At 65.4% G+C, this 24,128-nt stretch carries 28 protein-coding genes; 12 read left to right on the forward strand and 16 right to left on the reverse strand.

Annotation, left to right across the window (positions count from 1 at the left end; translation table 11 throughout):
- Positions 1-132: 132 nt before the first annotated feature.
- Together FW796_RS30615 and FW796_RS30620 are read left to right on the forward strand one after the other, a co-directional pair.
- Positions 133-795, forward strand: a complete 663-nt coding sequence (locus tag FW796_RS30615) for a histidine phosphatase family protein (protein WP_346636430.1) — start codon at positions 133-135, stop codon at positions 793-795.
- A 101-nt stretch (positions 796-896) separates the two neighbouring features.
- Complete coding sequence (locus tag FW796_RS30620) at positions 897-1,952, forward strand: permease (protein WP_404939236.1); 1,056 nt, start codon at positions 897-899, stop codon at positions 1,950-1,952.
- 169 nt (positions 1,953-2,121) lie between these two features.
- Here the strand turns inward: FW796_RS30620 and mnmH are convergent, their stop codons facing one another.
- Genes mnmH through FW796_RS30635 form a run of 3 tightly spaced genes read right to left on the reverse strand, consistent with a single transcriptional unit; the run spans position 2,122 to position 4,664 of the window.
- Positions 2,122-3,219, reverse strand: coding sequence for a tRNA 2-selenouridine(34) synthase MnmH (gene mnmH, locus FW796_RS30625; protein WP_446440603.1), 1,098 nt, complete (start codon positions 3,217-3,219; stop codon positions 2,122-2,124).
- Positions 3,219-4,253: a selenide, water dikinase SelD gene (selD, locus tag FW796_RS30630; protein ID WP_446440604.1), complete on the reverse strand. Its 1,035-nt coding sequence runs from the start codon at positions 4,251-4,253 to the stop codon at positions 3,219-3,221. Before selD ends, mnmH begins: the two co-directional genes overlap by 1 nt.
- Positions 4,254-4,298: 45 nt before the next feature.
- Complete coding sequence (locus FW796_RS30635; protein WP_404939230.1) at positions 4,299-4,664, reverse strand: nuclear transport factor 2 family protein; 366 nt, start codon at positions 4,662-4,664, stop codon at positions 4,299-4,301.
- Positions 4,665-4,914: 250 nt separating this feature from the next.
- On the opposite strand from FW796_RS30635, the gene FW796_RS30640 reads away from it, so the two are divergent.
- Entirely contained in the window at positions 4,915-5,871 is a 957-nt protein-coding gene (locus FW796_RS30640) for a nucleoside-specific channel-forming protein Tsx (protein WP_446440605.1), read from the forward strand.
- Positions 5,872-5,964: 93 nt separating this feature from the next.
- Positions 5,965-6,993: a purine-nucleoside phosphorylase gene (locus FW796_RS30645; RefSeq protein WP_446440606.1), complete on the forward strand. Its 1,029-nt coding sequence runs from the start codon at positions 5,965-5,967 to the stop codon at positions 6,991-6,993.
- A 106-nt stretch (positions 6,994-7,099) separates the two neighbouring features.
- Here FW796_RS30645 and FW796_RS30650 read toward each other — a convergent pair whose 3' ends face one another.
- The 3 genes from FW796_RS30650 to FW796_RS30660 all read right to left on the reverse strand — a co-directional run bounded on the left by FW796_RS30650 (position 7,100) and on the right by FW796_RS30660 (position 9,270).
- Positions 7,100-8,056, reverse strand: a complete 957-nt coding sequence (locus tag FW796_RS30650) for a quinone oxidoreductase family protein (RefSeq protein ID WP_446440607.1) — start codon at positions 8,054-8,056, stop codon at positions 7,100-7,102.
- A gap of 41 nt (positions 8,057-8,097) precedes the next feature.
- Entirely contained in the window at positions 8,098-8,271 is a 174-nt protein-coding gene (locus tag FW796_RS30655) for a DUF1427 family protein (RefSeq protein WP_346636422.1), read from the reverse strand.
- Between the two features lie 222 nt (positions 8,272-8,493).
- Positions 8,494-9,270 (reverse strand): AraC family transcriptional regulator, encoded by a 777-nt coding sequence (locus FW796_RS30660; protein WP_346636421.1) that lies wholly within the window; start codon positions 9,268-9,270, stop codon positions 8,494-8,496.
- Between the two features lie 235 nt (positions 9,271-9,505).
- Between FW796_RS30660 and FW796_RS30665 the strand changes: the two genes are divergently transcribed.
- Positions 9,506-9,733, forward strand: coding sequence for a DUF6555 family protein (locus FW796_RS30665; protein ID WP_011060569.1), 228 nt, complete (start codon positions 9,506-9,508; stop codon positions 9,731-9,733).
- A 46-nt stretch (positions 9,734-9,779) separates the two neighbouring features.
- On the opposite strand, the gene FW796_RS30670 is transcribed toward FW796_RS30665, so the two are convergent.
- The gene (locus tag FW796_RS30670) at positions 9,780-9,950 is read right to left on the reverse strand and encodes a metallothionein (protein ID WP_123723590.1); all 171 of its coding nucleotides are present in this window, start codon (positions 9,948-9,950) and stop codon (positions 9,780-9,782) included.
- 252 nt (positions 9,951-10,202) lie between these two features.
- Between FW796_RS30670 and glcD the strand changes: the two genes are divergently transcribed.
- From glcD to glcF, 3 genes are read left to right on the forward strand one after another with little or no spacing between them, the layout of a single operon-like run.
- Entirely contained in the window at positions 10,203-11,702 is a 1,500-nt protein-coding gene (gene glcD / locus FW796_RS30675; RefSeq protein WP_346636420.1) for a glycolate oxidase subunit GlcD, read from the forward strand.
- Positions 11,702-12,766 carry a glycolate oxidase subunit GlcE gene (glcE, locus tag FW796_RS30680; protein WP_446440608.1) on the forward strand — a complete coding sequence of 355 codons (1,065 nt, stop codon included), beginning with the start codon at positions 11,702-11,704 and terminating at the stop codon, positions 12,764-12,766. Before glcD ends, glcE begins: the two co-directional genes overlap by 1 nt.
- A 3-nt stretch (positions 12,767-12,769) precedes the next feature.
- On the forward strand, positions 12,770-13,987 hold the full coding sequence (glcF, locus tag FW796_RS30685; RefSeq protein ID WP_446440609.1) for a glycolate oxidase subunit GlcF: 1,218 nt from the start codon (positions 12,770-12,772) through the stop codon (positions 13,985-13,987).
- Positions 13,988-14,006: 19 nt separating this feature from the next.
- Here the strand turns inward: glcF and FW796_RS30690 are convergent, their stop codons facing one another.
- Positions 14,007-14,453: a DMT family transporter gene (locus FW796_RS30690; protein WP_346636417.1), complete on the reverse strand. Its 447-nt coding sequence runs from the start codon at positions 14,451-14,453 to the stop codon at positions 14,007-14,009.
- 2 nt (positions 14,454-14,455) lie between these two features.
- On the reverse strand, positions 14,456-14,881 hold the full coding sequence (locus FW796_RS30695) for a DMT family transporter (protein ID WP_404939964.1): 426 nt from the start codon (positions 14,879-14,881) through the stop codon (positions 14,456-14,458).
- Positions 14,882-15,073: 192 nt separating this feature from the next.
- Here FW796_RS30695 and FW796_RS30700 point away from each other — a divergent pair, with 192 nt between their 5' ends.
- On the forward strand, positions 15,074-16,036 hold the full coding sequence (locus tag FW796_RS30700; RefSeq protein WP_346636415.1) for a LysR family transcriptional regulator: 963 nt from the start codon (positions 15,074-15,076) through the stop codon (positions 16,034-16,036).
- Between the two features lie 74 nt (positions 16,037-16,110).
- Here the strand turns inward: FW796_RS30700 and FW796_RS30705 are convergent, their stop codons facing one another.
- Complete coding sequence (locus FW796_RS30705; protein ID WP_446440610.1) at positions 16,111-17,430, reverse strand: Nramp family divalent metal transporter; 1,320 nt, start codon at positions 17,428-17,430, stop codon at positions 16,111-16,113.
- A gap of 157 nt (positions 17,431-17,587) precedes the next feature.
- On the opposite strand from FW796_RS30705, the gene FW796_RS30710 reads away from it, so the two are divergent.
- Positions 17,588-18,049, forward strand: a complete 462-nt coding sequence (locus tag FW796_RS30710; RefSeq protein ID WP_404939220.1) for a thiol-disulfide oxidoreductase DCC family protein — start codon at positions 17,588-17,590, stop codon at positions 18,047-18,049.
- An 18-nt stretch (positions 18,050-18,067) separates the two neighbouring features.
- Here the strand turns inward: FW796_RS30710 and FW796_RS30715 are convergent, their stop codons facing one another.
- Genes FW796_RS30715 through folE form a run of 3 tightly spaced genes read right to left on the reverse strand, consistent with a single transcriptional unit; the run spans position 18,068 to position 19,708 of the window.
- Positions 18,068-18,595 carry a DUF3833 domain-containing protein gene (locus tag FW796_RS30715; RefSeq protein WP_446440611.1) on the reverse strand — a complete coding sequence of 176 codons (528 nt, stop codon included), beginning with the start codon at positions 18,593-18,595 and terminating at the stop codon, positions 18,068-18,070.
- A gap of 24 nt (positions 18,596-18,619) precedes the next feature.
- On the reverse strand, positions 18,620-19,147 hold the full coding sequence (locus tag FW796_RS30720) for a chalcone isomerase family protein (RefSeq protein WP_346636411.1): 528 nt from the start codon (positions 19,145-19,147) through the stop codon (positions 18,620-18,622).
- On the reverse strand, positions 19,148-19,708 hold the full coding sequence (gene folE, locus FW796_RS30725; protein ID WP_446440612.1) for a GTP cyclohydrolase I FolE: 561 nt from the start codon (positions 19,706-19,708) through the stop codon (positions 19,148-19,150).
- A 434-nt stretch (positions 19,709-20,142) separates the two neighbouring features.
- Here folE and FW796_RS30730 point away from each other — a divergent pair, with 434 nt between their 5' ends.
- Positions 20,143-20,907 (forward strand): hypothetical protein, encoded by a 765-nt coding sequence (locus tag FW796_RS30730; RefSeq protein WP_446440613.1) that lies wholly within the window; start codon positions 20,143-20,145, stop codon positions 20,905-20,907.
- Positions 20,908-21,097: 190 nt separating this feature from the next.
- Positions 21,098-21,676, forward strand: coding sequence for a hypothetical protein (locus FW796_RS30735; protein WP_404939216.1), 579 nt, complete (start codon positions 21,098-21,100; stop codon positions 21,674-21,676).
- A 13-nt stretch (positions 21,677-21,689) separates the two neighbouring features.
- Here the strand turns inward: FW796_RS30735 and FW796_RS30740 are convergent, their stop codons facing one another.
- The 3 genes from FW796_RS30740 to FW796_RS30750 form a co-directional block, all read right to left on the reverse strand.
- On the reverse strand, positions 21,690-22,406 hold the full coding sequence (locus tag FW796_RS30740; protein ID WP_346636407.1) for an alpha/beta hydrolase: 717 nt from the start codon (positions 22,404-22,406) through the stop codon (positions 21,690-21,692).
- Positions 22,403-22,867 carry a hypothetical protein gene (locus FW796_RS30745; RefSeq protein WP_346636406.1) on the reverse strand — a complete coding sequence of 155 codons (465 nt, stop codon included), beginning with the start codon at positions 22,865-22,867 and terminating at the stop codon, positions 22,403-22,405. The genes FW796_RS30740 and FW796_RS30745 overlap by 4 nt, the downstream gene beginning before the upstream one ends.
- Positions 22,868-22,988: 121 nt before the next feature.
- A complete protein-coding gene (locus tag FW796_RS30750; RefSeq protein ID WP_404939214.1) occupies positions 22,989-24,101 on the reverse strand; it encodes a succinylglutamate desuccinylase/aspartoacylase family protein in 1,113 nt (370 codons plus the stop codon).
- Positions 24,102-24,128 lie beyond the last annotated feature (27 nt).

The following is a 24,128-nucleotide window of genomic DNA, read 5'->3' on the forward strand; positions in this document are numbered from 1 at the left end:
TACCGCGGTTAGTCTGACGCCTCATCGAACCAAACGCCGTCCAGGGACTCAGAAGCACTGCCTTCACCGGCCGTGATGACAGGGAATACACAGGTTTGTCAGCCTCCACCCCTTGCGCTGAAGAATCCCGCCATGCCCCTGCTCCGCCGCTTCAAGAACCGCGCCTACCTGCTGCTACCGACCTTGTTGCTGGGTAGCGCCCTGTGCCTGTCCCTGGAGTCCAGCGTCAGTCGTGCACAACCGGCGGACGGCACTCAGACCCTGGTGTTCCTGCGCCATGCCGAGAAACCCGCCGGCGGCCTGGGCCAGCTCAACTGCCAGGGGCTGAACCGGGCCATCGACCTGGCCTCGCTGCTACCGGAAAAGTTCGGTAAGGCGCAGTACGTGTTCGCCGCCGACCCGACACGCAATGTCGAGGAAGGCGAGCTGGACAACTCCTACAGCTACATCCGCCCCTTGATGACCATCAGCCCCAGCGCCATCAAGCTCGGCCTGCCGGTGAACATCGATTTCGCCGCCAACGACACCAGCGACCTGGCGGATGAGCTGCTGCATGACCGCTACCACAACTCGATCATCTACACCGCCTGGTCCCACGGCTATCTGCCGGAGCTGATCAACAAGGTCGCCGAAGAGGCGGTGGGCGAGAAGCGCCCGATCACTGAGGATTGGGCCTCCAGCGACTTCGACTCGCTGTACGTGCTGACCCTGACCTGGCACAACGGCAAGGCCAGCCTGCACAGCCAGAGCTACAAGCAGGGCCTGGACAATGGCGAGCAAGACTGCCCGAGCTGAGCGCAGCGGTAGCAGCGACCGAGGACCGGCTTATCGGTTCGCGGCGCACCGGCGCCAGCGGCTACAATTCGCGCCTATTGTCTTTGTGCGGAATTGCCTCAATGTCCAACCTCGCCCCCACCCAGCCCACCCGCGGCTGGGCGTTCTGGTGCAAACCCCTGCTGTTTCTACTCGTGGCCGCCATCGGCCTGTATTACGTGAAATGGTCGCCCTACTACCTCAAGGCCTTTGTCGCCGCCGACAGCCATAGCATCGGCGCGTCGATCCTCAACGATCAGCAAAGTTCGCCCTGGAGCGCCGCCCTGGCCTATTCCCAGGTGTACTTCCTGGCCATCTGGAAGGCCGCGGTGCTGGCGGTGATCCTCGGCTCGCTGCTGCAAGTGCTGATTCCCCGGGACTGGCTGCTGCGCCTGTTCGGCCGCGCCGGCTTCGGCTCGACCCTGCGCGGCGGGCTGTTCGCCCTGCCGGGCATGATGTGCTCCTGCTGCGCAGCCCCGGTGGCTGCTGGCCTGCGCCGACAGAAGGTCTCGGTGGGCGCGGCGCTGGCGTTCTGGATCGCCAACCCGGTGCTCAACCCGGCCACCCTGGTGTTCATGGGCTTTGTCCTGGGCTGGGGCTTTTCCGCCCTGCGCCTGGTGGCGGGCATTGTCCTGGTGCTGGGCGTGTCCCTGGTGGCGCAACGGGTCGCCGGCCCCGAGCAACTACCCGAGGCCGCAGTGGATGCGGTGGTGGAAGCCAGCACGGTGAACGATCAGCCGTTCCTCAGCCGCTGGGGCAAAACCTTGTGGCAACTGTTCTGGAGCACCATTCCGATCTACGTGCTGGCGGTGCTGGTGCTGGGCGCAGCGCGGGTCTGGCTGTTCCCGCATATCGACGGCGCCATGGGCGACAGCCTGTGGTGGCTGGTACCGCTGGCGATTGCCGGGACCTTGTTCGTGATCCCTACGGCGGCAGAGATTCCCATCGTCCAGACCATGATGACCCTGGGCCTGGGCACCGGGCCGGCGGTGGCGCTGCTGATGACCCTGCCAAGCATCAGCCTGCCGTCACTGCTGATGCTGCGCAAAGACTTCGATGCCCGGGTACTGGTGACCGTGGCCGTGCTGACCATGCTGGTGGGGATTGTCTGCGGGTTGATTGGCGCGGCGTTGTTGTAGGGCTGGAGGGCCCTTTCGCTGGCAAGCCAGCTCCTACGGTCGGTGGGGAGCTGCCCATGTAGGAGCCGGCTTACCGGCGAAGGCGATCTCGCGGGCCCCTTCGCTGGCAAGCCAGCTCCTACGGTTGGTGGGAGCTGCCCATGTAGGAGCCGGCTTGCCGGCGAACGGGTCAGCGCGGTGAGCGCTGGCGCAGGTAATCGAGCACGGCGCCGTGGTCGCCGCTGAACTCGATCCGCGCGCCCTTGCTCTCGCGCTGGTAGGCGTACATCGGGTCGTAGTACTCGCCCAGCAAGCCTTCGATCCACCCCCGATGCAGTTCCACATCGCCGCTACGGGCCTGTTCGGCCAGGGCCGCTTCCATCAGCAGCAACAGGCGACGGTGACGCTCGCCCCCCAGGCGCTTGTGGATCTTGTTCAGGCTCTCCAGCAGACGCTCGGCAAACAGCGCAAAGCCCGCCTCGCCATGCACCTCGATGAACTCGGCGCACAGGTTGACCACGTAATCCTCAAGGATGCGCTGCACTCGGCTGTCGAGGCGGTCCTCCAGCCAGACCATGGGCAAGCCCTGCATGCTCTGGTACAGCGGCAACGGCAAGGCGCAGCTGCCGATCATGCGGTTCTCGTCTTCCAGGACAAAACCCTGCACGCCGCGCTCGCGCTTTTTCAGCAGATCCACCGCCAGGCGGTTTTCGAAGTCGATGTTGCTTGGCTGCCCGGTGGCGCGCCGGCCAAAGCTGGAGCCGCGGTGGTTGGCGTGGCCTTCCAGGTCCAGGGCGTTGTCCAGCAAGCCCAGCACTTCGGTCTTGCCGGTGCCGGTCATGCCCCCCAGCAGGACGAATTCGCACTGCTGCAGAGCCTGCTCGGTGGTGTCCAGAAGAAAGGTACGCATGGCCTTGTAGCCGCCGCCGACCCGCGGGTAGTCGATGCCCGCTTCGTCCTTGAGCCATTGCTGGACGATCTGCGAGCGCAGGCCGCCACGGAAGCAGTACAGCAGGCCGTCGGGGTGGGCACGGGCAAACTCGGCCCAGGCCTGGATGCGCTGTTGCTTGATGTCGCCGGACACCAGCTGATGGCCCAGGACAATCGCCGCCTGTTGGCCCTGCTGCTTGTAGCAGGTGCCGACCCGCTGGCGTTCCTGGTCGGTCATCAGTGGCAGGTTGAGCACCCCGGGAAAGGCGCCCTTGGTGAATTCGATCGGCGCCCGGGTGTCCATCATCGGCCGGTCGCGGAGGAAAATCTCACGGTAATCGGTGCAGTCAAAAGGCATCAGAACACCTCGACCGCGTGACTCCGTCGCTCTACCAGCTCGCCGATAGGCGCCAGCTGCAGACCCAGTTCTGCCGCCAGGGCGAGGAACTCGGCATTGCCTTCAGGCGTCACCGCCACCAGCAGGCCACCGCTGGTCTGTGGGTCGCAGAGCACCCGTTTGTGCAACTCCTGAACCCGGCCGATTTTCTCGGCGTAGCTGCTGTAGTTGCGCAAGGTGCCGCCGGGCACGCAGCCCTGGTCCAGGTAGTACTCGACGCCTGGCAGGCGGGGCACCCGGTCGTAGTGAATCTGTGCGCTGAGGCCACTGCCGTCGGCCATTTCCACCAGGTGCCCGAGCAGGCCGAAACCGGTGACGTCGGTCATCGCGGTCACCCCTTCGAGCTTGCCGAAACGGCTGCCGGGCTTGTTCAAGGTGCACATCCAGTCCCGGGCCAGGCCGATGTCGGCGCTGCGCAGCTTGCCCTTTTTCTCGGCGGTGGTGAGCACGCCGATCCCCAGGGGCTTGGTCAGGTACAGCAGGCAACCGGCCGTGGCGGTGTCGTTGCGCTTCATGAAGCGCTTTTCCACCAGCCCGGTCACCGCCAGGCCGAAGATCGGCTCAGGGGCGTCGATGGAGTGGCCGCCCGCCAGGGGAATGCCCGCCGCGTCGCACACGGCGCGCCCGCCACGGATCACTTCCCGGGCGATTTCCGGGGCCAGCACATTCACCGGCCAGCCGAGAATGGCAATGGCCATCAGCGGGTCGCCGCCCATGGCGTAGATATCGCTGATGGCGTTGGTGGCAGCAATGCGACCGAAATCGAAAGGATCGTCGACGATGGGCATGAAGAAGTCGGTGGTGGAGACCACACCGCGCTCGCTGTCGATGGCATAGACCGCCGCGTCATCGCGCGAGGCATTGCCGACCCACAGCTTGGGATCGAGGTTCTGCGCCCCGCTGCCGGCCAGGATCACCTCCAGTACCTGGGGCGAAATCTTGCAGCCGCAGCCGGCTCCGTGGCTGTACTGGGTCAGGCGAATCGGTTCGCTCATGGGACACCTCGTCAAGTTCAGGACGGCGGATTCTAGCAGAGGGGGTCAGGCACCGGGCCGGGGCGTACCCTGATGGAACAGCATCTGCCAATGGCCCTCACGGCAGCGCCACAGCGAGCTGCGCCAGGCGCTGCTGGCCGGGCGCTCGCCCACTGCGGCGTTATGGCACAGGTAGGTGACCTGAACCAGATCGACCGCCAGCGGCTGCAGCGAAAACTCACTGATCCGGCGCTCGATAAACACTTGCTGCGGCAGGCTTTCCAGCACCTGCGCCTTGTCCCAACGCCCGCCACTGGCGCCGAATTCGAGGAAATCATCGGCCAGCAAGGCGTCCAGCGCCTGGCGATCGCCACGCACCTCGGCCTGCTGCAGGCGGGTTTCCAATTCCAGCAAGAGTTGATGCAACGCCATGGTCGAGCTCCGCAGAAAATCCAGCCCCGGACTTTAACAGTGCCCCGCTTTCGCGCGCACCGCCCCCTGCCCGGGCATTTTTTGACCCCAGAGCCAGCTTCCGAGGCGTTTCCAATTGTTTTTCAACTGCCTATTTCAAGTTGGTACGCCATGTGCAAACGTTTGCGAGTTGCAATTTTGTGGGTGTTCGCCACCGCCATGCGCGCGAGCGGACATCAGGGACTTCACACCGCAAGAACAGGGACTTTCCATGCACAACCGCTTTCCACGCTTCGTTTCCCGCCACCGATGGGCTGTTTCCCTTGGGCTGGCCGGCGTTACGGGTCTACTCAGCAGCGCCGCGCTGGCCCAATCGCCCCCGCCGGACGAATCGGCCCAGGGCGAAAGCCTCAGCAACGACGTACAACCGGCCAAGCCCGGGGCCTACCTCTCGGACTGGTACAACCAGGACCTGATGCTGATCGGCAGCAAGGACATCAGCTTCGGCCCGCGTCCGGCAGACGACATCTACCTGGAATACGAATACTTCGGGCGCAAGGGCCCCTTCGAACTGTACGGCTACATCGACCTGCCGAAGATCCTCGACATCGGCAACAGCCACGACAAGGGCATCTGGGATCACGGTTCGCCGCTGTTCATGGAGCACGAACCGCGAATCTCCATCGACTACCTGGCCGGCCGCAGCCTGGCCATCGGCCCGTTCAAGGAGTGGTACGTGGCCTTCGACTGGATCTACGACCACGGCAGCCGCACCGCCAACCGCGCCAACACCCTGTACAGCGGCCTGGGCACCGACATCGACACTCATTCGCGGGTCAACCTCTCGGCCAACTTCTACGGGCGCTACCAGTGGGAAAACTACGGTGCCAGCAATGAATATTCCTGGGACGGCTACCGCGCCCAGCTGAAATACATCGTGCCCATCGACACCTTCAGCAACGGCGCCTCGCTGACCTACATCGGCTTCACCAATTTCGATTTCGGCTCCGACCTGCACCAGGACAATCCGGCCCGCACCGCCAACGCCACAGTGGCTACCAACGTGTTGCTGTACGCCTTCACTCACCTGCGCTTCACCCTGGTGGGCCGCTACTTCCACAACGGCGGCAACTGGGAAGACGGTAGCGTGCTGAATTTCGGCGACGGCGAGTTCCGTGCCCGCTCCAATGGCTGGGGCTATTACGCCGGGGTCGGCTATCAGTTCTAGAAGCAGTTGCAAGCGGCAAGTCAGGGGCAGTCGATGAATTGCCATCTGGATCAGGCAGGATTAGCGCCGGCTAACGGCAGTCATGGAGGTTGTATGCGTGGGATTCAAAAGGTTTCGTGGGGACTGGGCTTGAGTGTTGCGCTCGCCAGCAGCACCTGGGCCGGTGAGGCACCGATCAAGCCCAAGGTGGTGCTGATCAGCATGTTCGCGCCGGAAGCGCAGCACTGGATCGAGCGCCTGGAGCTCAAGCGCGAGATTCGCGTGCCGGGGCTGGCGGCGGAGTATCCGAGCATTCGCTGCAATGACCGGGACGTGTGCCTGTTGACCACCGGCATGGGCCAGACCAATGCCGCGGCGTCGACCCTGGCGCTGGCCCTGTCGCCCAAATTCGACCTGCGCAAAAGCTATTTCCTGATTGCCGGAATCGCCGGCATCAGCCCGCACCAGGGCACCATCGGCACCGCGGCCTGGGCTCATTACCTGGTGGAGTTCGGCACCCAGTGGGAACTCGATTCCCGGGATGCGCCCAAGGACTGGCCCACCGGTTACCTGGGGATCAACACCAAGAGCCCGAACGAAAAACCGCCCCTGGACTACAAGACCGAAGTCTTCGAGCTGAACCCCAAGCTCCAGGCCAAGGCCTTCGCCCTGAGCCACAAGGTGAGCTTGAGCGAGAGCCAGGAGTCGGCGGCCTGGCGCCTGAAATACCCCAAGGCCCCAGCCAACCAGCCACCCGTGGTGACCCGCTGCGACACCCTGGCGGGCAACACTTGGTTCTCCGGCACTCGCCTGAGCGAACGGGCCGAAGTCTGGACCCGACTGCTGACTGACAATAAAGGCACCTATTGCACCACCCAACAGGAAGACAACTCCACCTACGAAGCCTTGCTGCGGGCCAGCCGTGAGGGCCTGGTGGACATCCAGCGGCTGGCGGTGCTGCGCGCCGGTTCCGACTTCGACCGCCCGGCACCGGGGGCCAGCGAAGTCGACAACCTGCTCAAGTACGCCGACCAGGGCGGCTTTGTCCCGGCCCTGGAGAACCTGTACCGGGCCGGCAACCCCCTGGTGCAGGACATCCTCACCCACTGGTCGACATGGGAAAAAGGCGTCCCCGAAGCCTGATCCCCCAACCCATAACCCGTAGGAGCCGGCTGCCGGCGAAGGCGGTCTCAGGGGCCTCTTCGCTGGCAAGCCAGCTCCTACCGGGGCGCAGGTGCATCGTGGGATTTCAGGGGATGAGGATGACTTTTTCGCCGCGCCCCTGGTTCACTTCGGCATAGCGCTCCAGCCCCTGCTCCAGCGGCGATTCGTACAAGCCTTCCGGCAAGGGCAGCAAACCCTCATCGAAATAGCGGCCGAACTGCTCCAGCATCGCCGCGCACGCCTCGACGCCGTACAGCAGCGAGTTGATCCCCACCACCGAGCCGCCCTTGCGGTACAAGCCCAGGGCCGGCAGTTGCACATGCCCGTCCACCGGCGCGGCAATGATGGCGATGCGGCCGAAGGTGGCCAAGGCCGGCACCGCCGCCGGCAGCCAGAAGCCAGTGGTGTCGAAGATCACGTCAGCGCCATCGGCGTAATGTTCCGCAACCTGGGCCGCCAGGGCCTCGGGCTGTGCCAGTTGCAGGCTCGGATAACCCTGGACCTGCAGCATCCGGACCTGCTCCGGACGTCGCGCCGCCGCCAGCACCCGAGCGCCGCGCACCTTGGCCAGGGCCAGCGCCGCAGTGGCCACTGCACCGCCGCCAATCACCAGCAAACGCGTACCCGCCACCACGCCACTGCGCTCCAGGGCATCCCAGGCAGTGGTGTAAGGCACGCCGAGGCTGGCGGCCTGGGCAAAGCTCAAGACCCTGGGCTTTAGGGCCACGCCCCTGGCCGACAGGACCACGTATTGGGCATGGCTGCCGTCGGCGAAAAAGCCCAATTCCCGGCCGGTGCCCCAGACTTCAAGGCCCAGCAGCTCGGCCGGCCCCTGCTCCACGACTCCGGCGAAATCCCGGCCGGGAATCCGTGGCAGCGTGGTGTAGGGAAAGCGCCCGAGGACGTTCTTCACGTCACTGGGGTTGAGGCCTGCGGCCTTGATCCGCACCCGCACCTGATCGGCGCCGGGGACCGGGGTCGGGACCTCCACCACGCGCAGGGCAGCGAGGTCGCCTGTCTTGGAAAATTGCAGTGCTTTCATCGTCGGTTCCAAAGAATGGGGATCAGCAAGAAAAGGCCTGTTCAGGACAACCAGTTGCTGAACAACTGCCGCCCCAGGGGCCACAGCTGTTCGCCGCCGAGCATGCCCAGCAGGCCCACCAGGGCGATGGCCGGAGGGGCCGGGGAGCGCACCTGCAAGGCGCCGTAGAGCAGTCCGACCAGCAGGCCGGCCGCCAGGGAAATCAGGTAGTTCATGCTGCGCTCCAGAAGCCGTGGCGATCACGCCGAAGGGTGGTGGCGTCTGGGGCAAAGTCTAGGCAGCGGGCGCCTGGGGCATCGGTCAAGTGCTTCAGGATTTCGGCCAAAACCACCGTCATTCAGCGGCGCCCCTGTCGTGGCTCGCAGGCCCGCGAAACAGCTGCAAGGTCCGGCCACAGGGCCTGGTTCCAGCGCCCTTGAGCCGATCACGGCGGGCGATCAGGCAGTCGCTTCGCCACCGGCGTACTGGGACGGCGCGACACCCAGCTCACGACGGAACATGTCGCTGAAGCTGCTGGGTGAGTAACCCAGCTCCCGGGCAATACGGCTTACCGGCACGCCCTGGATCAGCTCGGCGGCCGCGGTGGCCAGTTGCACCTGACGCCGCCATTCGGCAAAGCCCAGGCCCAATTGTTCCTTGAACAGCCGCGCCAGGGTGCGCACGCTGGCACCCACCGCATCGGCATGCTGCTCAAAGGAAATGGCCAGGGACGGCGCGGCCATCACCGCCTGGCACAGGCGGCCAAGACGGCGGTCGGAGGCGTCCGGCAAGGCGATCTTCAACTGCGAGCGGCGGGCCCGTTGCAGCTCCAGCAACGCCAGACTCACCAGGGCTTCGTAGTAGTCCGGCTGCGGCGGCTCCAGCTCCACCAGGCGCACGATCAACTCCCGCAGCAGGCTGTCCACCTGCAGCACCTGGACCCTGGCGTCCAGGGTCGCCGCCAGGGACGGACGCAGGTAGATATTGCGCATCTGCAAGTCGCTGACCACGCGAATGCCGTGGACCACGCCGGGCGGCAGCCACACCGCCCGCTGCGGCGGCACCACCAGGGCTTCGGAAGGCGTCTCGACCCACATCACGCCGCTCATGGCATACAGCAACTGGCCCCAGGCGTGCTCGTGGGGCTCGATGAACAGGCCCCGGGGATAGGTGCGCGCCAGGGGCTGCACCGGGATCGCGGTGTCGCTCAGATCGGGTGGGGTGGCCAGGGCCATGGCTAGCTCGCAAAGGGTCGGCGGGGGCCCATGGTAACTAGCTGCCCTGCGGCCCGCCAGACACCCGAAAACACTCTGAAGGCCACTGTTTGCCAAGGGGCTTGGCGCCGCTTGCACGGCCTCTGGAGCGCCGCTGCAGGACGCCATGACCGTTGGTGCCAGAGTCGGGCAATCAAAGTGAATTTTTGCGCGTGCGCGGGATCACTCAAGGATCACAGGGAGGAATAGAGGCTTTATGAACAACGCAAAACTCTTCGTCATCGAATACACCCTTCACGGCGCTCCCAAGTCCTTCATCATTCGCCAGGAGAAGATGGACAACGCCGAGGCCTGGCACTGGGCAAGTTGTGATGCGGGAGTGGGCCGCATCGGCCGTTTCGGCCGGGAACGGGTGAAGAAGACCAGCAAGCCCATGGCGGAAAAGTTCGGTATCGAGAATGTCACCTGGCGGCCATCGGTCTAGGCCTGCCGGCAACGGGTGGAGCCGCAGCCCCACCCGCATCCGCTCCTCAGCCGTGGGCGCCCTTGGCGCATTTGCACCCTTCGGTGGACGCACAAGGCTCACCGTGGGCGTGATGATCGGCGCAAGCCTGACAGCAGTAGTGCTTGCCGTGACGGACAATCGCATGAGCCCCCAGCTTGCAGGTGCAGGCCGGACAGGCGCAGGTTTCATTGGACATGGCAGGGTTCCTTTTTATCAGTCTTTCAGGGGACTCGATCACCGGACCACCTGAGACAGCGGCGGCCACTGCACGGCACGAGTACTCCAAAGACTAGGCCAACCCGGCCCCACCGCCACGCCAGCAGCGACTAAAGTGGTTCGGCCAGCGCACGCACGGACCGATGGACACCCAGGCCCGGCAAGCCAATGATGCAGGCAGTCGTAATGCTGTCTCGACCTGACAAGAACAACCCAAGGTCATTCGCCGCCCATGACGATTCTCTATGACGAAACCCTCGACGGCGCCCTGCCCGACGTCGACAAGCAAGCCCTGATCCGGGCCTTGCGCAGCCAATTGCCGGACCTGGAACTGCTGGATCAGGAACAGCAGCTCAAGCCTTACGAATGCGACGGTCTGAGTGCCTACCGCACCACACCGATGCTGGTGGCCCTGCCGCGGCAGCTGCACGAGGTCCGGCGCTTGCTGCAGATCTGCCACGAGCACCGAGTGCCGGTGGTCGCCCGAGGTGCCGGTACGGGGCTGTCCGGAGGCGCCCTGCCCCTGGAAAAAGGCCTGTTACTGGTGATGGCGCGCTTCAAGGACATCCTGCACATCGACCCTGCCGCCCGCTGCGCCCGAGTCCAGCCGGGGGTGCGCAACCTGGCGATTTCCCAGGCGGCGGCGCCCTTCGGTCTGTACTACGCCCCCGATCCTTCATCGCAGATCGCCTGCTCCATCGGCGGTAACGTCGCGGAAAACGCCGGGGGCGTGCATTGCCTGAAATACGGCCTGACCGTGCACAACCTGCTGCAGGTGCAGATGCTCACCGTCGAGGGCCAAGCCATGACGCTGGGCAGCCAGGCCCTGGACTCCCCGGGGTTCGACCTGCTGGCACTGTTCACCGGCTCCGAGGGCCTACTGGGGGTGATCACTGAAGTCACAGTCAAGCTGCTGCCCAAACCCCAGGTGGCCAAGGTGCTGCTGGCGGCCTTCGACTCGGTGGAGGCCGCCGGCCATGCGGTGGCCCAGATCATCGCCGCAGGGATCATTCCCGGCGGCCTGGAAATGATGGACAACCTGGCCCTGCGCGCCGCCGAGGACTTTATCCACGCCGGTTACCCGGTAGACGCCGAAGCCATCCTGCTGTGCGAGCTGGACGGGGTGGAAGCCGATGTGCATGACGACTGCGAGCGAGTGCGCCAGGTCCTGCAGCAGGCCGGCGCCACCGAGGTGCGCCAGGCCCGGGACGAAGCTGAGCGGATACGCTTCTGGGCCGGGCGCAAGAATGCCTTTCCGGCGGTAGGCCGCTTGGCCCCGGACTACTACTGCATGGACGGCACCATTCCCCGGCGCCAGCTGCCGGGGGTGCTGCGGGGCATTGCCCGTCTCGCCGCCGAGCATCAACTGCGGGTGGCCAACGTGTTCCATGCCGGAGACGGCAACATGCACCCGCTGATCCTGTTCGATGCCAATCAGCCGGGGGAGCTGCAACGGGCCGAGGCCCTGGGGGGCAAGATCCTCGAACTGTGCGTGGCCGTGGGCGGCAGCATCACCGGCGAACACGGCGTGGGCCGGGAGAAGATCAACCAGATGTGCGCCCAGTTCAACGCCCACGAGCTGGCCCTGTTCCATGGGGTCAAGGCGGCCTTCGATCCCGGCGGCCTGCTCAACCCCGGCAAGAACATCCCGACTCTGCAGCGTTGCGCCGAATTTGGCGCCATGCACATCCATGATGGGCAACTGCCCTTCCCCGAACTGGAGCGCTTCTGATGACTACGCCACCCGACGGCGATGCCAGCGCCGCGCTGCTGGAACAGGTCCGCAATGCCCTGCAGGACAGCACTCCGCTGCGTATCCAGGGCGCCAACAGCAAAGCCTTTCTCGGCCGCGAGTGCGCCGGGGAAATCCTCGATACTCGCAGCCATTGCGGCATCGTCAGCTACGACCCCACGGAGCTGGTGATCAGTGCCCGGTCCGGCACGCCGCTGGTGCAACTGCAGGCCACCCTGGACGCCGCCGGGCAGATGCTGCCCTGCGAGCCCCCGGCCTTCGGCGCCGGCGCCACCTTGGGGGGCATGCTCGCCAGCGGCCTGTCCGGCCCGCGCCGGCCCTGGGCCGGGGCCGTGCGCGACTACGTCCTGGGCACCCGGATCATCAGCGGTACGGGTCAGCACCTGCGCTTTGGTGGCGAGGTGATGAAGAACGTTGCCGGCTACGACCTGTCGCGCCTGATGGCCGGCAGTTTCGGCTGCCTGGGGCTGGTCACCGAAGTGTCGCTGAAGGTCCTGCCCAAGCCCCGGCAATGCCTGAGCCTGAGCCTGGAAATGTCGCCCCGCCAAGCCTTGGCCAGACTCGCCGAATGGGGCCAGCAGCCGTTGCCCATCAGCGCCGCCTGTCATGACGGCACCCGCCTGCACCTGCGCCTGGAGGGCGGTGAAGGCTCGGTGGCGGCGGCCCATGATCGGCTTGGCGGCGAGCCTCTGGACTCGCAGTACTGGAGCCAGCTCAACGAACAGCAGCTGGATTTCTTCGATCCCGGCCCGCCGCTGTGGCGCCTGTCGCTGCCCCATAACACTGCGCAACTGGAACTGCCCGGCGCCCAACTGCTGGACTGGGGCGGGGCCCAGCGCTGGCTCAGGTCCGAGGCACCTGCCGCATCCATTCGCGCCGCCGCCAGCGCTGTCGGCGGTCACGCCACCTGCTACAGCCACGGCCTGCTGGACAGCCCCTTCCAGCCCCTGGCGCCCACCCTCTTGCACTATCACCAGCGCCTCAAGGCGCAACTGGACCCCCAAGGGATCTTCAACCCCGGCCGACTCTACGCGGAGCTCTAGCCCATGCAGACCACCCTCAGCCCAGAGGCCCGGCAACTGCCCCGGGCGGCAGAAGCCGAGCGCATCCTGCGCAGCTGCGTGCACTGCGGTTTCTGCAATGCCACCTGCCCCACCTACCAGTTGCTGGGCGACGAACTGGATGGCCCGCGGGGCCGCATCTACCTGATCAAGCAGGTGCTGGAGGGCGCCCCCGCCACCGCGCAGACCCAGCAACACCTGGACCGCTGCCTGTCGTGCCGCAACTGCGAGACCACCTGCCCGTCCGGGGTCGATTATCACCACCTGCTGGACATCGGCCGCGCCGTGGTGGACGCCGCCGTGCCCCGGCCCCTGGGCCAGCAATGGCTGCGTCGCGGACTGCGGGCCCTGAGCGCCAATGCGCAATTGTTCAAGGCCCTGATCAACAGTGGCGCCCGCCTGCATCCCCTACTGCCCCAGGCGCTGCAGGACAAACTGCCGCGTCAGGTGCCCCCAGCCAAGGCGCGGCCGGCCATGAGCCACCCACGCCGAGTGCTGCTGCTCGAAGGCTGCGTGCAGCCGGGGCTGTCACCCAACACCAACGCCGCGGCGGCGCGAGTCCTGGACCGCCTGGGGATCAGCGTGCAAGCGGTGAGCGCGGCCGGCTGCTGCGGCGCCGTGGACTATCACCTCAACGCTCAGGAAGCCGGGCTGCAGCGCGCGCGGCGCAATATCGACGCCTGGTGGCCGTACCTGGAACAGGGGGCCGAAGCCATCATCCAGACCGCCAGCGGCTGCGGCGCCTTTATCAAGGACTACCAGCACCTGCTGGCCCATGACCCGGTCTATGGGCCCCGGGCCCGGCGGGTCAGCGCCCTGGCCCGGGACCTGGTGGAGGTGCTGCGCGACGAGCCCGTGGAACAACTGGGGGCCCACAGCCAACAGCGCCTGGCCTTCCATTGCCCCTGCACCCTGCAGCACGGGCAAAAACTCGGCGGCGCCGTGGAGGCGCTGTTGCAGCGAGTGGGGTTCAACCTGACCACGGTGCCTGATAGCCATCTGTGCTGTGGCTCGGCAGGCACCTACTCCCTGACCCAGCCAACCCTGGCCCGACAACTGCGGGACGATAAGCTGCGGGCCCTGGAAAGCGACCAGCCGGAGTTGATCGTCACTGCCAACATCGGCTGCCAGACGCACCTCGACAGTGCCGGCCGCACCCCGGTCCGCCACTGGATCGAGGTGCTGGAAGCCGCCCTGCCCTGATCGAGTCCGGGCGCCGCGGCTAACGCCGGCTGCTGCGGTACATGAACAGCAGCGCCAGGGCCAGGCACAGCATCGCCAGAATCCGGCTGGCGGAGAGCTCGATGGCCGGGTTGCCGAACCAGCCGAAGTTGTCGATCAGCATGCCCATGCCCAACTGCCCAAGGATCACCGCCACCGTGGCCACCGCCGCGCCGACCCGGGGCACCGCCCCCACCATCACCAGCATGTAGACCACGCCGAACAAGGCCCCGGTCAGCTGCCATTTCGGCGCCTGGAGCAAGGTCATGGCCTGGGGCGGCTGGAAAAACACGATCAACAGACCGGTGATCAAGGCCCCCACGGCAAAGGTCAGCAGGCTGCTGCGCAACACCCCGACGCTTTCACCCAGGCGGCCATTGATCGCCGCTTGCACACTGAGCACCGCACCCGCGGCCACCACCAGCACCAACAATAGAATCAGGTTCATGTTCAACCTCGGGCAATCAGGATCAGGGCCACGACAATCAGCACCAGGGCCAGCCAGCGTTCGCCGTTGACCGGCTTGCGGGCGCTGCCGAACCAGCCGAAATGGTCGATCAGCACGCTCTTGCCCACTTGCCCGGAGAGGATCGCGATCATAGTCATGGCAATGCCGATATGGGGCGTGGCCAAGGTCAGCACCACCACGTAGATCGGTCCCAGCACCCCACCGAGCAATTGCCAGCGCGGCAGTTGGCTGAAGGCCGGCCCCGGCTGCGGACCGCTGAACAACAGCAGCAGAAACAGCAATGCCGTGCCCACACCGAAGATGCTCAAGGTCGCCCACAGATGACCGACCTTGGCTCCCAGCGGCCCCAACAGACCAGCCTCCACCGACAGCCCCATGCCCGCCAGGATCACCAGCGGCAACAACATCCAGCGCTGCCAGCCAGCGCGGGGTTCAACCAGGGCCGCCGGGGTCGGCAGCGCCGGATCTAAAACATTGGAAGACATGCAACACCTGCTTGGAGATCAAGGAATGGCGGGCATTATCGATTGCGTCAGCTTTGCGATAAATGGGAGCATGCCGACAACACCTTTGCGCAAAACGCACAGCAAGGATTTCCCATGCAAGGCTTCAACGACCTGGGCTTCAAGGCCCTGCGCCTGTTCGTCGCGGTGCTTGACCAGGGCAGTTTCTCCGCCGTGGCGCGCCGCGAGGGGCTGGCGCCGTCCTCCATCTCGCGGCAGATCCAACTGATGGAGCAAGCCCTGGGCCAGCAACTGCTCTATCGCCACACCCGCGCCGTCAGCCCCACCGAAGCCGGACGCCTGCTGGGGCATCACGCCCGGCGGGTATTGGCGCAATGGGAAGAGGCGGAACAAGCCTTGCAGGAACAGCAGGACGAACCCGCCGGGTTGGTGCGGATCAATGCTCCGGTGGTGTTTGGCCAGCGGCACCTGTCGCCCTGGCTGGGGGAACTGCACGGGCGCTATCCGAAGCTGCAACTGGATATCCAGCAGACCGACAGCTACATCGACCCCTTGCAGGACGGCACCGACCTGCTGTTTCGCATCGGCGTTCTGGAGGACTCCTCGATGCAGGCACGCCTGCTCGCCCCCCAGCGCTATCGGGTGGCGGCCAGCCCCGCCTATCTGGAACGCCATGGCACACCGCGACACCCGCAGCAGTTGCAGCAGCACCAGTGCCTGGCCTACAAGGGCGAAACCGGCCAGCAGCGCTGGTTCTTCCGTCAGGGCCGGGGCGACTGGACGCCTTACAGCGTCAAGGGCCCCCTGACCGGCAACCACGCCGACACCCTGACCCAGGCCGCCGAACAGGGCCTGGGGCTGGTGATGTTTCCTTCATGGCTGATTGGCGAGGCCCTGCATCAAGGCCGCCTGGTGGCCTTGTTCGAAGACTTCGATGTGGCCACCAGTCTCGAGCCGCAGCAGATTGCCGCCCTCTGGCCCGGCAGCCGGCGCCTCTCGGTGAAGGTGCGCACGGTGATCGACTTCTTCGTCGACAAATTCGGCCCGGAGCCGTATTGGGACCGCCGCCCAACCCCCACACCCACCACCGCCCCGTAGGAGCTGGCTTGCCAGCGAAGGCGTCGGCAGGACCTGCTCAAGGCTCAACAACCCCTTCGCCGGCAAGCCGGCTGTTAGAGGAAGAGTTGGGCGATCAGCCAGGTGTTGGCTGCGCTGATGACGGCGAACAAGCTCCAGGCCAGCCATCGCGTCGGCCAGCGGTTGACGAATTCGCCCATCAGGCGCCGGTCGTTGGTCATGCGGATCAGCGGGTACAGGGCAAACGGCAGTTGCAGGCTCAGCACCACCTGGCTCAACACCAGCAGTTGGCCCACTGCGCCATCCCCCAGCAGCCAGACGCCGATAAACGCCGGAATCAGCGCCAGCCCCCGGGTGATCAGGCGCCGCTGCCAGCAGGGAATCCGCAGGTTCAGGTAACCCTCCATGATCACCTGCCCGGCAATGGTCCCGGTGAAGGTCGAGCTCTGTCCCGAGGCCAGCAGCGCCACGCCGAACAGCACGCTGGCCAGGGCTCCACCCACCAGCGGGTCCAGCAGGTGGTAGGCATCCTGGATTTCCACCACATCGCTGTGTCCGGTGTTGTGGAAGGCCGCGGCGGCAAGGATCAGGATCGCCGCGTTCACCAGCAGCGCCAGGGCCAGGGAGCCGATGGTGTCGATCCGCGCCAGCTTGATGGCATCGGCGCGGCTGGCCCGGTCCTGGCCGATCAAGCGGGTCTGCACCACCGAAGTGTGCAGGTAGAGGTTGTGGGGCATCACCGTAGCGCCAAGGATGCCGATGGCCAGGTACAGCGGCGCGGCGTCGCTGATGGCCGAAAGCGAGGGGGTGAAGCCCCGGGCCACGTCCGGCCAATAGGGTTTGATCAGCAGCAGTTCAATGAAGAAACACACGCCGATGGTCGCCACCAGCGCCAGCATGATCGCCTCCAGCCGGCGAAAGCCGCGATTCTGCAAAGCCAGGACCAACAGCGTGTCGAAGGCGGTGATGACAATCCCGGTGCTCAGGGACACCCCTAGCAACAGGTGGAACGCCAGGGCACATCCCAGCACTTCGGCAAGGTCGGTGGCGATGATCGACACCTCTGCCGCCAGCCACTGGGCCCGGGCCGAACGGGGGCTGTAGCGTTCCCGGCAGAGCTGCGCCAGATCGCGCCCGGTGGCGATACCCAGGCGTGAGCACAGGCATTGCACCGCCATGCCGGCCAGGCTCGCCAGCAACACCACGAACAGCAGGTTGTAGCCATAGCGCGACCCCGCCTCGATGGCCGTGGCCCAGTTGCCCGGGTCCATGTAACCGATGGAAATCAGCAACCCGGGACCGGCAAAACGCAACAAACGCTTGAACAGCGAGGCGCGGGGATCGACGGACACGGAGCCCGCCACTTCCGGCGGACAAAAGGGGGCGGTGGCTATGTTCGGTAGGCTGAATTTCACGGGGATTTCCACGACGAATTGACGCAAGGGCCCAGCTTAGAGGTTTCAGCGCAGGCACCCAAGCCTGAATTTTCACCCTGAAGGCGAGTATGCTGCAGCCATTCCAGACCCTTGCGACGCCTGCTGCAGGCATCGACTTCCTGCCCAAGGTGGCCCCGTGAACAGCAGTGCGCCAGTTCCAGAACCCGACACCCAGCCCCCCTTCCTGCATCCCGGCGACCGGGTGCTGCTGTTCGACGGTGTGTGCAAGCTGTGCAATGCCTCGGTGCGTTTCGTCATCCACCACGACAGCCAGCGGCGAATCAAACTGGCGTCGATGCAATCGCCCCAGGGCCAGGCGCTGCTGAAATGGTTCGGCCAGCCCACCGAGCAGTTCGACTCAGTGCTACTGATCGAGGACCAGGGTCTGTCCCAACGCTCCGAGGCCTTTATCCGCCTGATGGCGCAACTGCCCGCCCCCTGGCGCTGGCTGCGCCTGCTGCGCTGGATTCCCCGGCCACTGCGGGACTGGGGCTACGACCGTATCGCCGGCAACCGCTACCGCTGGTTCGGTCGGCACGACGTCTGCCTGCTGCCCAGCCCCGACCATCGCGGGCGCTTTCTCGACGACCCGTCCTGACACCCGGAGCGAGCCCCATCAGCCGGGCTGGCGCCGGAAGAACAGGGTCACCTGCCCCAGCTCGAAGCCGAACTTGGTCATGTAGGAACGATTGGCCAGGGTGTTTTCGTCCAACAGGTACATCCAGTCATCGAAGTGCACCTGATAGGTCTTGCCGTCCACCGGCAGGTTGAGCACATAACGCCAGCGCAGGGCATTGCCGGAGACTTCGCCCAGGGCCTCACCGACCACATCGTCGGCGGTCCCGCGCCACAGACCGGGGCCCGTCTGGACCAGGGTCCAGACCCGGGTCTGGCGGCTGCCGTCGCTGTAGGTAAAGTCCTCGTGCATGATGAACTTCTCGCCTTCGCTGCGGCTGTCGATCTGCACATGAAAGCGCTTGATCACCTCGCCGGAGCGCTTCTGGAACAGGCCCCAGGCCTCCACCCGGCCACTGAAGAACTGCCGCAGCTCCAGCTCGGGCTTCTGGTCACGGTATTGCTTGACGTCGGTGTCGCTGCAAGCGACCAGGCCGAGGCACAGCACCAGCAAGTATTTCTTGAGCATGGAACATCTCCTGTGCTGCGCCCGCTATCGGCCCAGCAGTTGTGCGCGCAACTGCGGATTGCGGGTGCGCGGGTCGAGCCAGATGGCGAAGAACGCTCGGGCGAAGGCTTCGTCGTCGACCGTGTACTGCAAGCGCTGGTCGACAAAAAACTGCACCCCGCGACCGGGCAGGAACACCCCGGTGATGCGCTGACCCGGTTCGACATCGACGAAGGCGCGCTGCATCTGCGCCTGCCAATCCTTGAGTTGCGCCGCACTGACCGCCGTGCCGGACAAGCGCTGGATCTCATCCAGACTGGTCTGCACCAGCTCGTCACGCCGGATCGTGCGCCGGTAGGTCAGCTCCAGGGCAAAGGGGCTGTCGTCCGCCAATGGCAACGCCGTGCCCCAGAGCCGCGCGCTGTAGACCTTGAAGCCGAACCAGCTGAACTCACCGCTGCCCAGCAGTCGGGCATTGGGCAACGACGCTTGCCAGCCGGCATTGGCCGTGGCGCAGAGCAGCATCAGCAGCCACAACCACCGGGCCGCGCCCACTCGCCGGATGCGCTTCATTCAGGGCTGCCTGCGCAACAGTTGGAGAAACTCCTGGCGGGTGCTGCTGGACTCGCGAAAGGCCCCCAGCATCACCGAGGTGTTCATCAGCGAATTCTGCTTCTCGACCCCGCGCATCATCATGCACATGTGCCGCGCTTCGATGACCACCGCCACCCCGGCAGCCCGGGTCACTTCCTGGATCGCCTCGGCAATCTGCCGGGTCAGGTTTTCCTGGATCTGCAGGCGTCGCGCATACATGTCGACGATCCGCGCCACCTTGGACAGGCCCAGTACCTGGCCGGTGGGGATGTAAGCCACATGGGCCTGACCGATGAAGGGCAGCAAATGGTGCTCGCACAGGGAATACAACTCGATGTTCTGGACCATCACCATCTCGTCGCTGGTGGAGCTGAACAACGCACCGTTGACCAACGCTTCGAGGCTGGTTTCGTAACCATGGCACAGATAACGCAAGGCCTTTGACGCTCGCTGCGGGGTGTCCCGCAAGCCTTCGCGGTACGGGTCTTCACCCAGCCCCTGGAGAATGCCGTGAAAATGTTCGGAGAGTGGATCGTACATGGCGCACAGATTCCGCAAGGTTGATGAAGCGGGCATTTCCTTGCACGCACCAAGGAAAAAAAGGGTCCCGAGGTGGCCAACCACACAACTGACCCAGCCCCGATTCCACCAGGGCTTGACCTCGGGAACCCAAAAGCGCGGGGAGTGACAGCCTGAGCCGCAAAAACTGGCAGTTATCACCTCATCCCACACTGAAAAACCTATACGAGAATTTAATTTTTGTACAACTTTTATCGATAAAAACCCGATAAAACTCACTAATACTTGTACAAAAAGCTCAAAACCCGATTCATCCTCAATGTTTCGTACAAGAAAACCCAGCACTGTCCTACCCTCTCCGGCGCTTGGCTATTTGCCAGGTACAGGTATCAGATACGCACCAAATGCCGGGTTGGATGCTAGGGTGGCGCACCGTTCATCCACCGAGTCCTCCCATGCTGCTGTTGAAACTGCTGACAGTTCCCGGATTCCTGCTGTTGATTTCCCTGGCGAGCAAGCGCTGGGGGCCGAATGTTGCCGGCTGGCTCGCGGGTTTTCCGGTAGTGGTGGGGCCGATCCTGCTGTTTCTGGCCCTGGAGCAAGGCCCGGTGTTCGCCACCCACGCCGCAGTGGCGGCCCTCTCGGCATTGTTCGCCATGATCGCTTTCAGCGTTGCCTACACCCATGCCGCGCAGACCCTGGCCTGGCCCGGGGCCCTGAGCATCGCCACCCTGGTCTGGGTGCTGCTGGCCAGCGTGATCGCCCAGGTCCCGGCCTCCCTGGGGTTCTCGATTTTCTGTGCCGCCAGCGCCCTGTTACTGGCGCCCCGGGTGTTCCCCCGGGTCAGGACTGTGCCCGCCCTGCCCGGCACCCAGTCCGACAAACTGGTGTATCGCATGCTCGCCGGGGCCCTGTTGACCCTGGCCGTCACCTTACTGGCCAGCACCGTCGGCGAACGCTGGAGCGGCATGCTGGCGGTCTTCCCGGTGTTGGGCAGCGTATTGGCGGTGTTCTCCCATCAGAGCCATGGGGTGGCCTTCACCACCGTGCTGCTGCGTGCCTTGAGCACCGGCCTGTACTCCTTCGCCGCGTTCTGCCTGGTGCTGGCCACAGCCCTGCCCTCGCTGGGGCTGTGGGCCTTCGTGCTGGGGGTGGCGGTATCAATGCTGGTGCTGGCCCTGAGCAAACGATTGTTGAGCACACCTCGAACAACCACGTAGGAGCCGGCTTGCCGGCGAAAGCCGTCTCGCGGACTTGTGCACCGGCAAGCAGAACGCCGCCCACCGCTCCAGCACAAGCCGCGCCGGCACGCATTCCCGGCCATTGGTCCGTCGGGAAAAATCCCTCTGGAGCAGGCCGTGACGGCCGTGGGATGATGCGCGCCTTCGATCCAATGCCTGGAGATTGTGCATGTCATCCTTCGCTAGAAAAGCCCTGGTCCTGGTGTTCGCCGCAGTGGCGGGCCTCGGTGCGCTGAACGCGGTTGCCGCCGGCCAGTCCTCGGCCAAACCGGCGCCGGGGGAGAAGGTCTCGATGCTCGACGGCAAGCTGGCCTTTACCCTGCCCAAGGGCTTCAGCGCCTCGGCCCTGCCGGCCGGCAGCGAGGCCGACGGCACCGCGGGCGCCAGCGGCACCCTGTACTCCAACGCCACCACTCGCACCGTGGTGATCGCCGCCCAGAACACCATTCCCAACGGTGCTCGGGTCAAGGACAACGACGGCGCCTTTCTCGATGCCGCCGTCAGCGGATTCCTGTCGCAACAGGCCGCAGCGCTGCCGGACTTCAGCAAGCAAAGTGAAAAGAGCATGACCCTCAAGGGGCTCGGCGTGCGCCAGATCGACAGTACCGCCACCCAGGGCGGTGGCCTGACCCTGAACTCGACCCTGATCGCCGGCTCCGGCACCCGCATGGCGGTGATCCAGGTGATTTCCCGGGGGACGGACAAGGCCGGTCACGCAGCGTTGATGAAACAGATCCTGCCTCAGTAACCTGGCCCCCGGCTCAGGGGTTGAGCCCCTGCAGCCAGCGGTTGAGGTCTTCAATCTCCACTTCGCTGATGCTGTGGCCCATGCCCGGGTAGGCATGGAACTGCGGCGTCAGGGACTGCTCCTGCAGCAAGTCGTTGGCCTCGACCCCATCGCTGTAGGGCAGGCGCTGGTCAGCGGTGCCATGACCGATAAAGATTCCCAGGCGCTGCAAGGTCGGGTTGTTCTTCACCTGGGAGGCCAAAAGCGGCAGGATCTTCCCGCTCAAGGCGGCAATGCCCCGCACCGACTGCGGATGACGCAGGCCCACTTCATAGGCCATCACCGCACCCTGGCTGAACCCCACCAGCACCACCTTGTCCGGCTGGGTCTGGTACTTGGCCACCGCACCGCGGACAAACTGGCCGATCAGTTCGGCGCTGCTGGAAAGCTCCTCGGTGACGCCGTCATAGGCGCCCTGCCCCTTTCGGTTGAACCACTGGTAGCTGCCCTCTTCCAGGGTCTGTGGCGCCCGGGCCGACAGGTAGGTATAGCTGGCCGGCAAACGCTCGCGGATACCGAACAGGTCGGCTTCGTTGCTGCCGTAGCCATGCAGGAAGATCACCAGCGGCTGGTTGCGGGTGTCGCTGGGAGCCTGCTCCAGATAGCGCAGCGGCAAGTCGTCGTGCAGCGGGGTCTGGGCGTGAACCAAGGGCACGGCCAACAGCGCCAGAAGCGCCAGGTAGCGGATCATGTCCTGCTCCTTTTTTGCGAAGGGGTGACGAAAAATGCAGTGTCAGAGCCTAGCATCGCCGGGCCTGCAAGATCAGTTGCCGCGCGCTCCAGCGCCAGACCGCGCCAGGCCCAGGGCAACAGCACCACCACCGCCAGGCCAAAGCCCACCTGAGACAGGTAGAAGGTTTCCAGCCACTGGCTGTGGGCGGCCACATAGAAGCTGTTATGCAGGACATCCAGCAGGATGATGGCCAGGGTCAGGATCAGCCCCCAGCGCGCACGCACGAACAACAGCAGCGCCGCCAGAGGGTCGAACAGGGTCAGCGAGCCCCAGAAGGCGCGGCTGGCCAGGGGCGTTTCGGCGCCGTAGCCATAATCCCAGAGCAGGCCGTGATCCAGGGCCGCGCGCAGGTGATTGAAAGTCGCCGCCAGCAGGCAGAGGGCAAACAGCAGGCGGATGCACAGCGACACTCGGGACATGGACACCTCTGGCGCAGGAGCCGGCTTGCCGGCAAAGGGGGCAAAAGCAGATCGACGGCGGACGCGCCGGGGGTTTCGCTGGCAAGCCCGCTTCTTCCCCGGTCGACGTCACCTTGGCGGGTCAGTCGTTGATCAACTTGCCGCTGCGGATCGCTTCGCGTCCGGCCACCTTGGCCAGCCAGATTCCCGGCTGGGTATAGCGACCGCGATCCAGGGCAAAGAGCACGCCGCTGATGCCGGCACGCACGGTGCTGACGATGTCGTTCAAGGGGTCGACCACTTCGAACAGGGCGTCGCCGCGCTCCACCCACTCGCCGGCATCCCGCAGAAAACTGACCACGCCAGGGTGCGGGGCGAACAGGTATTGGGTGCCTTCGAAGGGCATGCCTTCACAGCACTCACCCGGCGCAGCGGGCCACTGGCCACTGATCAGGCCCTGCTCGGCCAGAAAGCCGAGGATGGCTTCACAATTGGCCCGGGCCTGCTCGACCCGGGTGTCACCCATGCTGCCCAGCTCCAGGGTGGCGGCCAGGTTGGCCGGGGGAATCGCCGCCCGGGGAAAGTCCCGGGCCAGGCGCAGCCAGGGCGAGGAGCAGGATTCGTCGAAGGAACTGCCGCCGGAATCCTCGCAGAGCAACGCCACCCCGGCCTTCAGACGTGCCGCCAGGGACTGCCACCGCGGCCAGTGCTGGGGCAAGGCATAGAGGTGGATCGCCGCCTCGAAATCGCAATGCAGGTCGAGGGTGATATCGGCGTCGCAGGCGTGGCGCAACAGCAGCCGGTGCAAGGCTTGCAGCTGCGAGTCCGGAGCCGGCAGCTGATCCAGCACCTGGAGCATGGTGTGGCGGATCAGGGCAACGTTGGCCGCTGCGTCATCCCCCAGCTGCTTGCCGATCAGGTCGCCCACCGGACCACTGAGTTCGACGAAGGCACGGTTGAAGTTCTTGCCACTGCCCAGTTCGAAACGCCCCAGGTGACTGCCCTGAACCTGCTGGTCCAGGCCGATGGGGTTGGCCACCGGCACCAGTTCGATCACGCCCTGCAAACGCCCCTGGCGCTCCAGTTCCGCCAGGCGTTGCTTCAGCTCCCAGGCCGTGCGCATGCCCGGCAGTTCATCGGCGTGCAGGCTGGCCTGGATATACACCTTGCGGCCAGCGCTGCCGAAGCGAAACACGCTGAGCTGGCGCGCCGTGCCCAGGTGGCCCCAGGGCAAGGAATGGTCGATGCGTTGCATAGTGGCTCCGGGGATCAAAAAAGGCGT

Source organism: Pseudomonas sp. 910_21 (assembly GCF_052850735.1).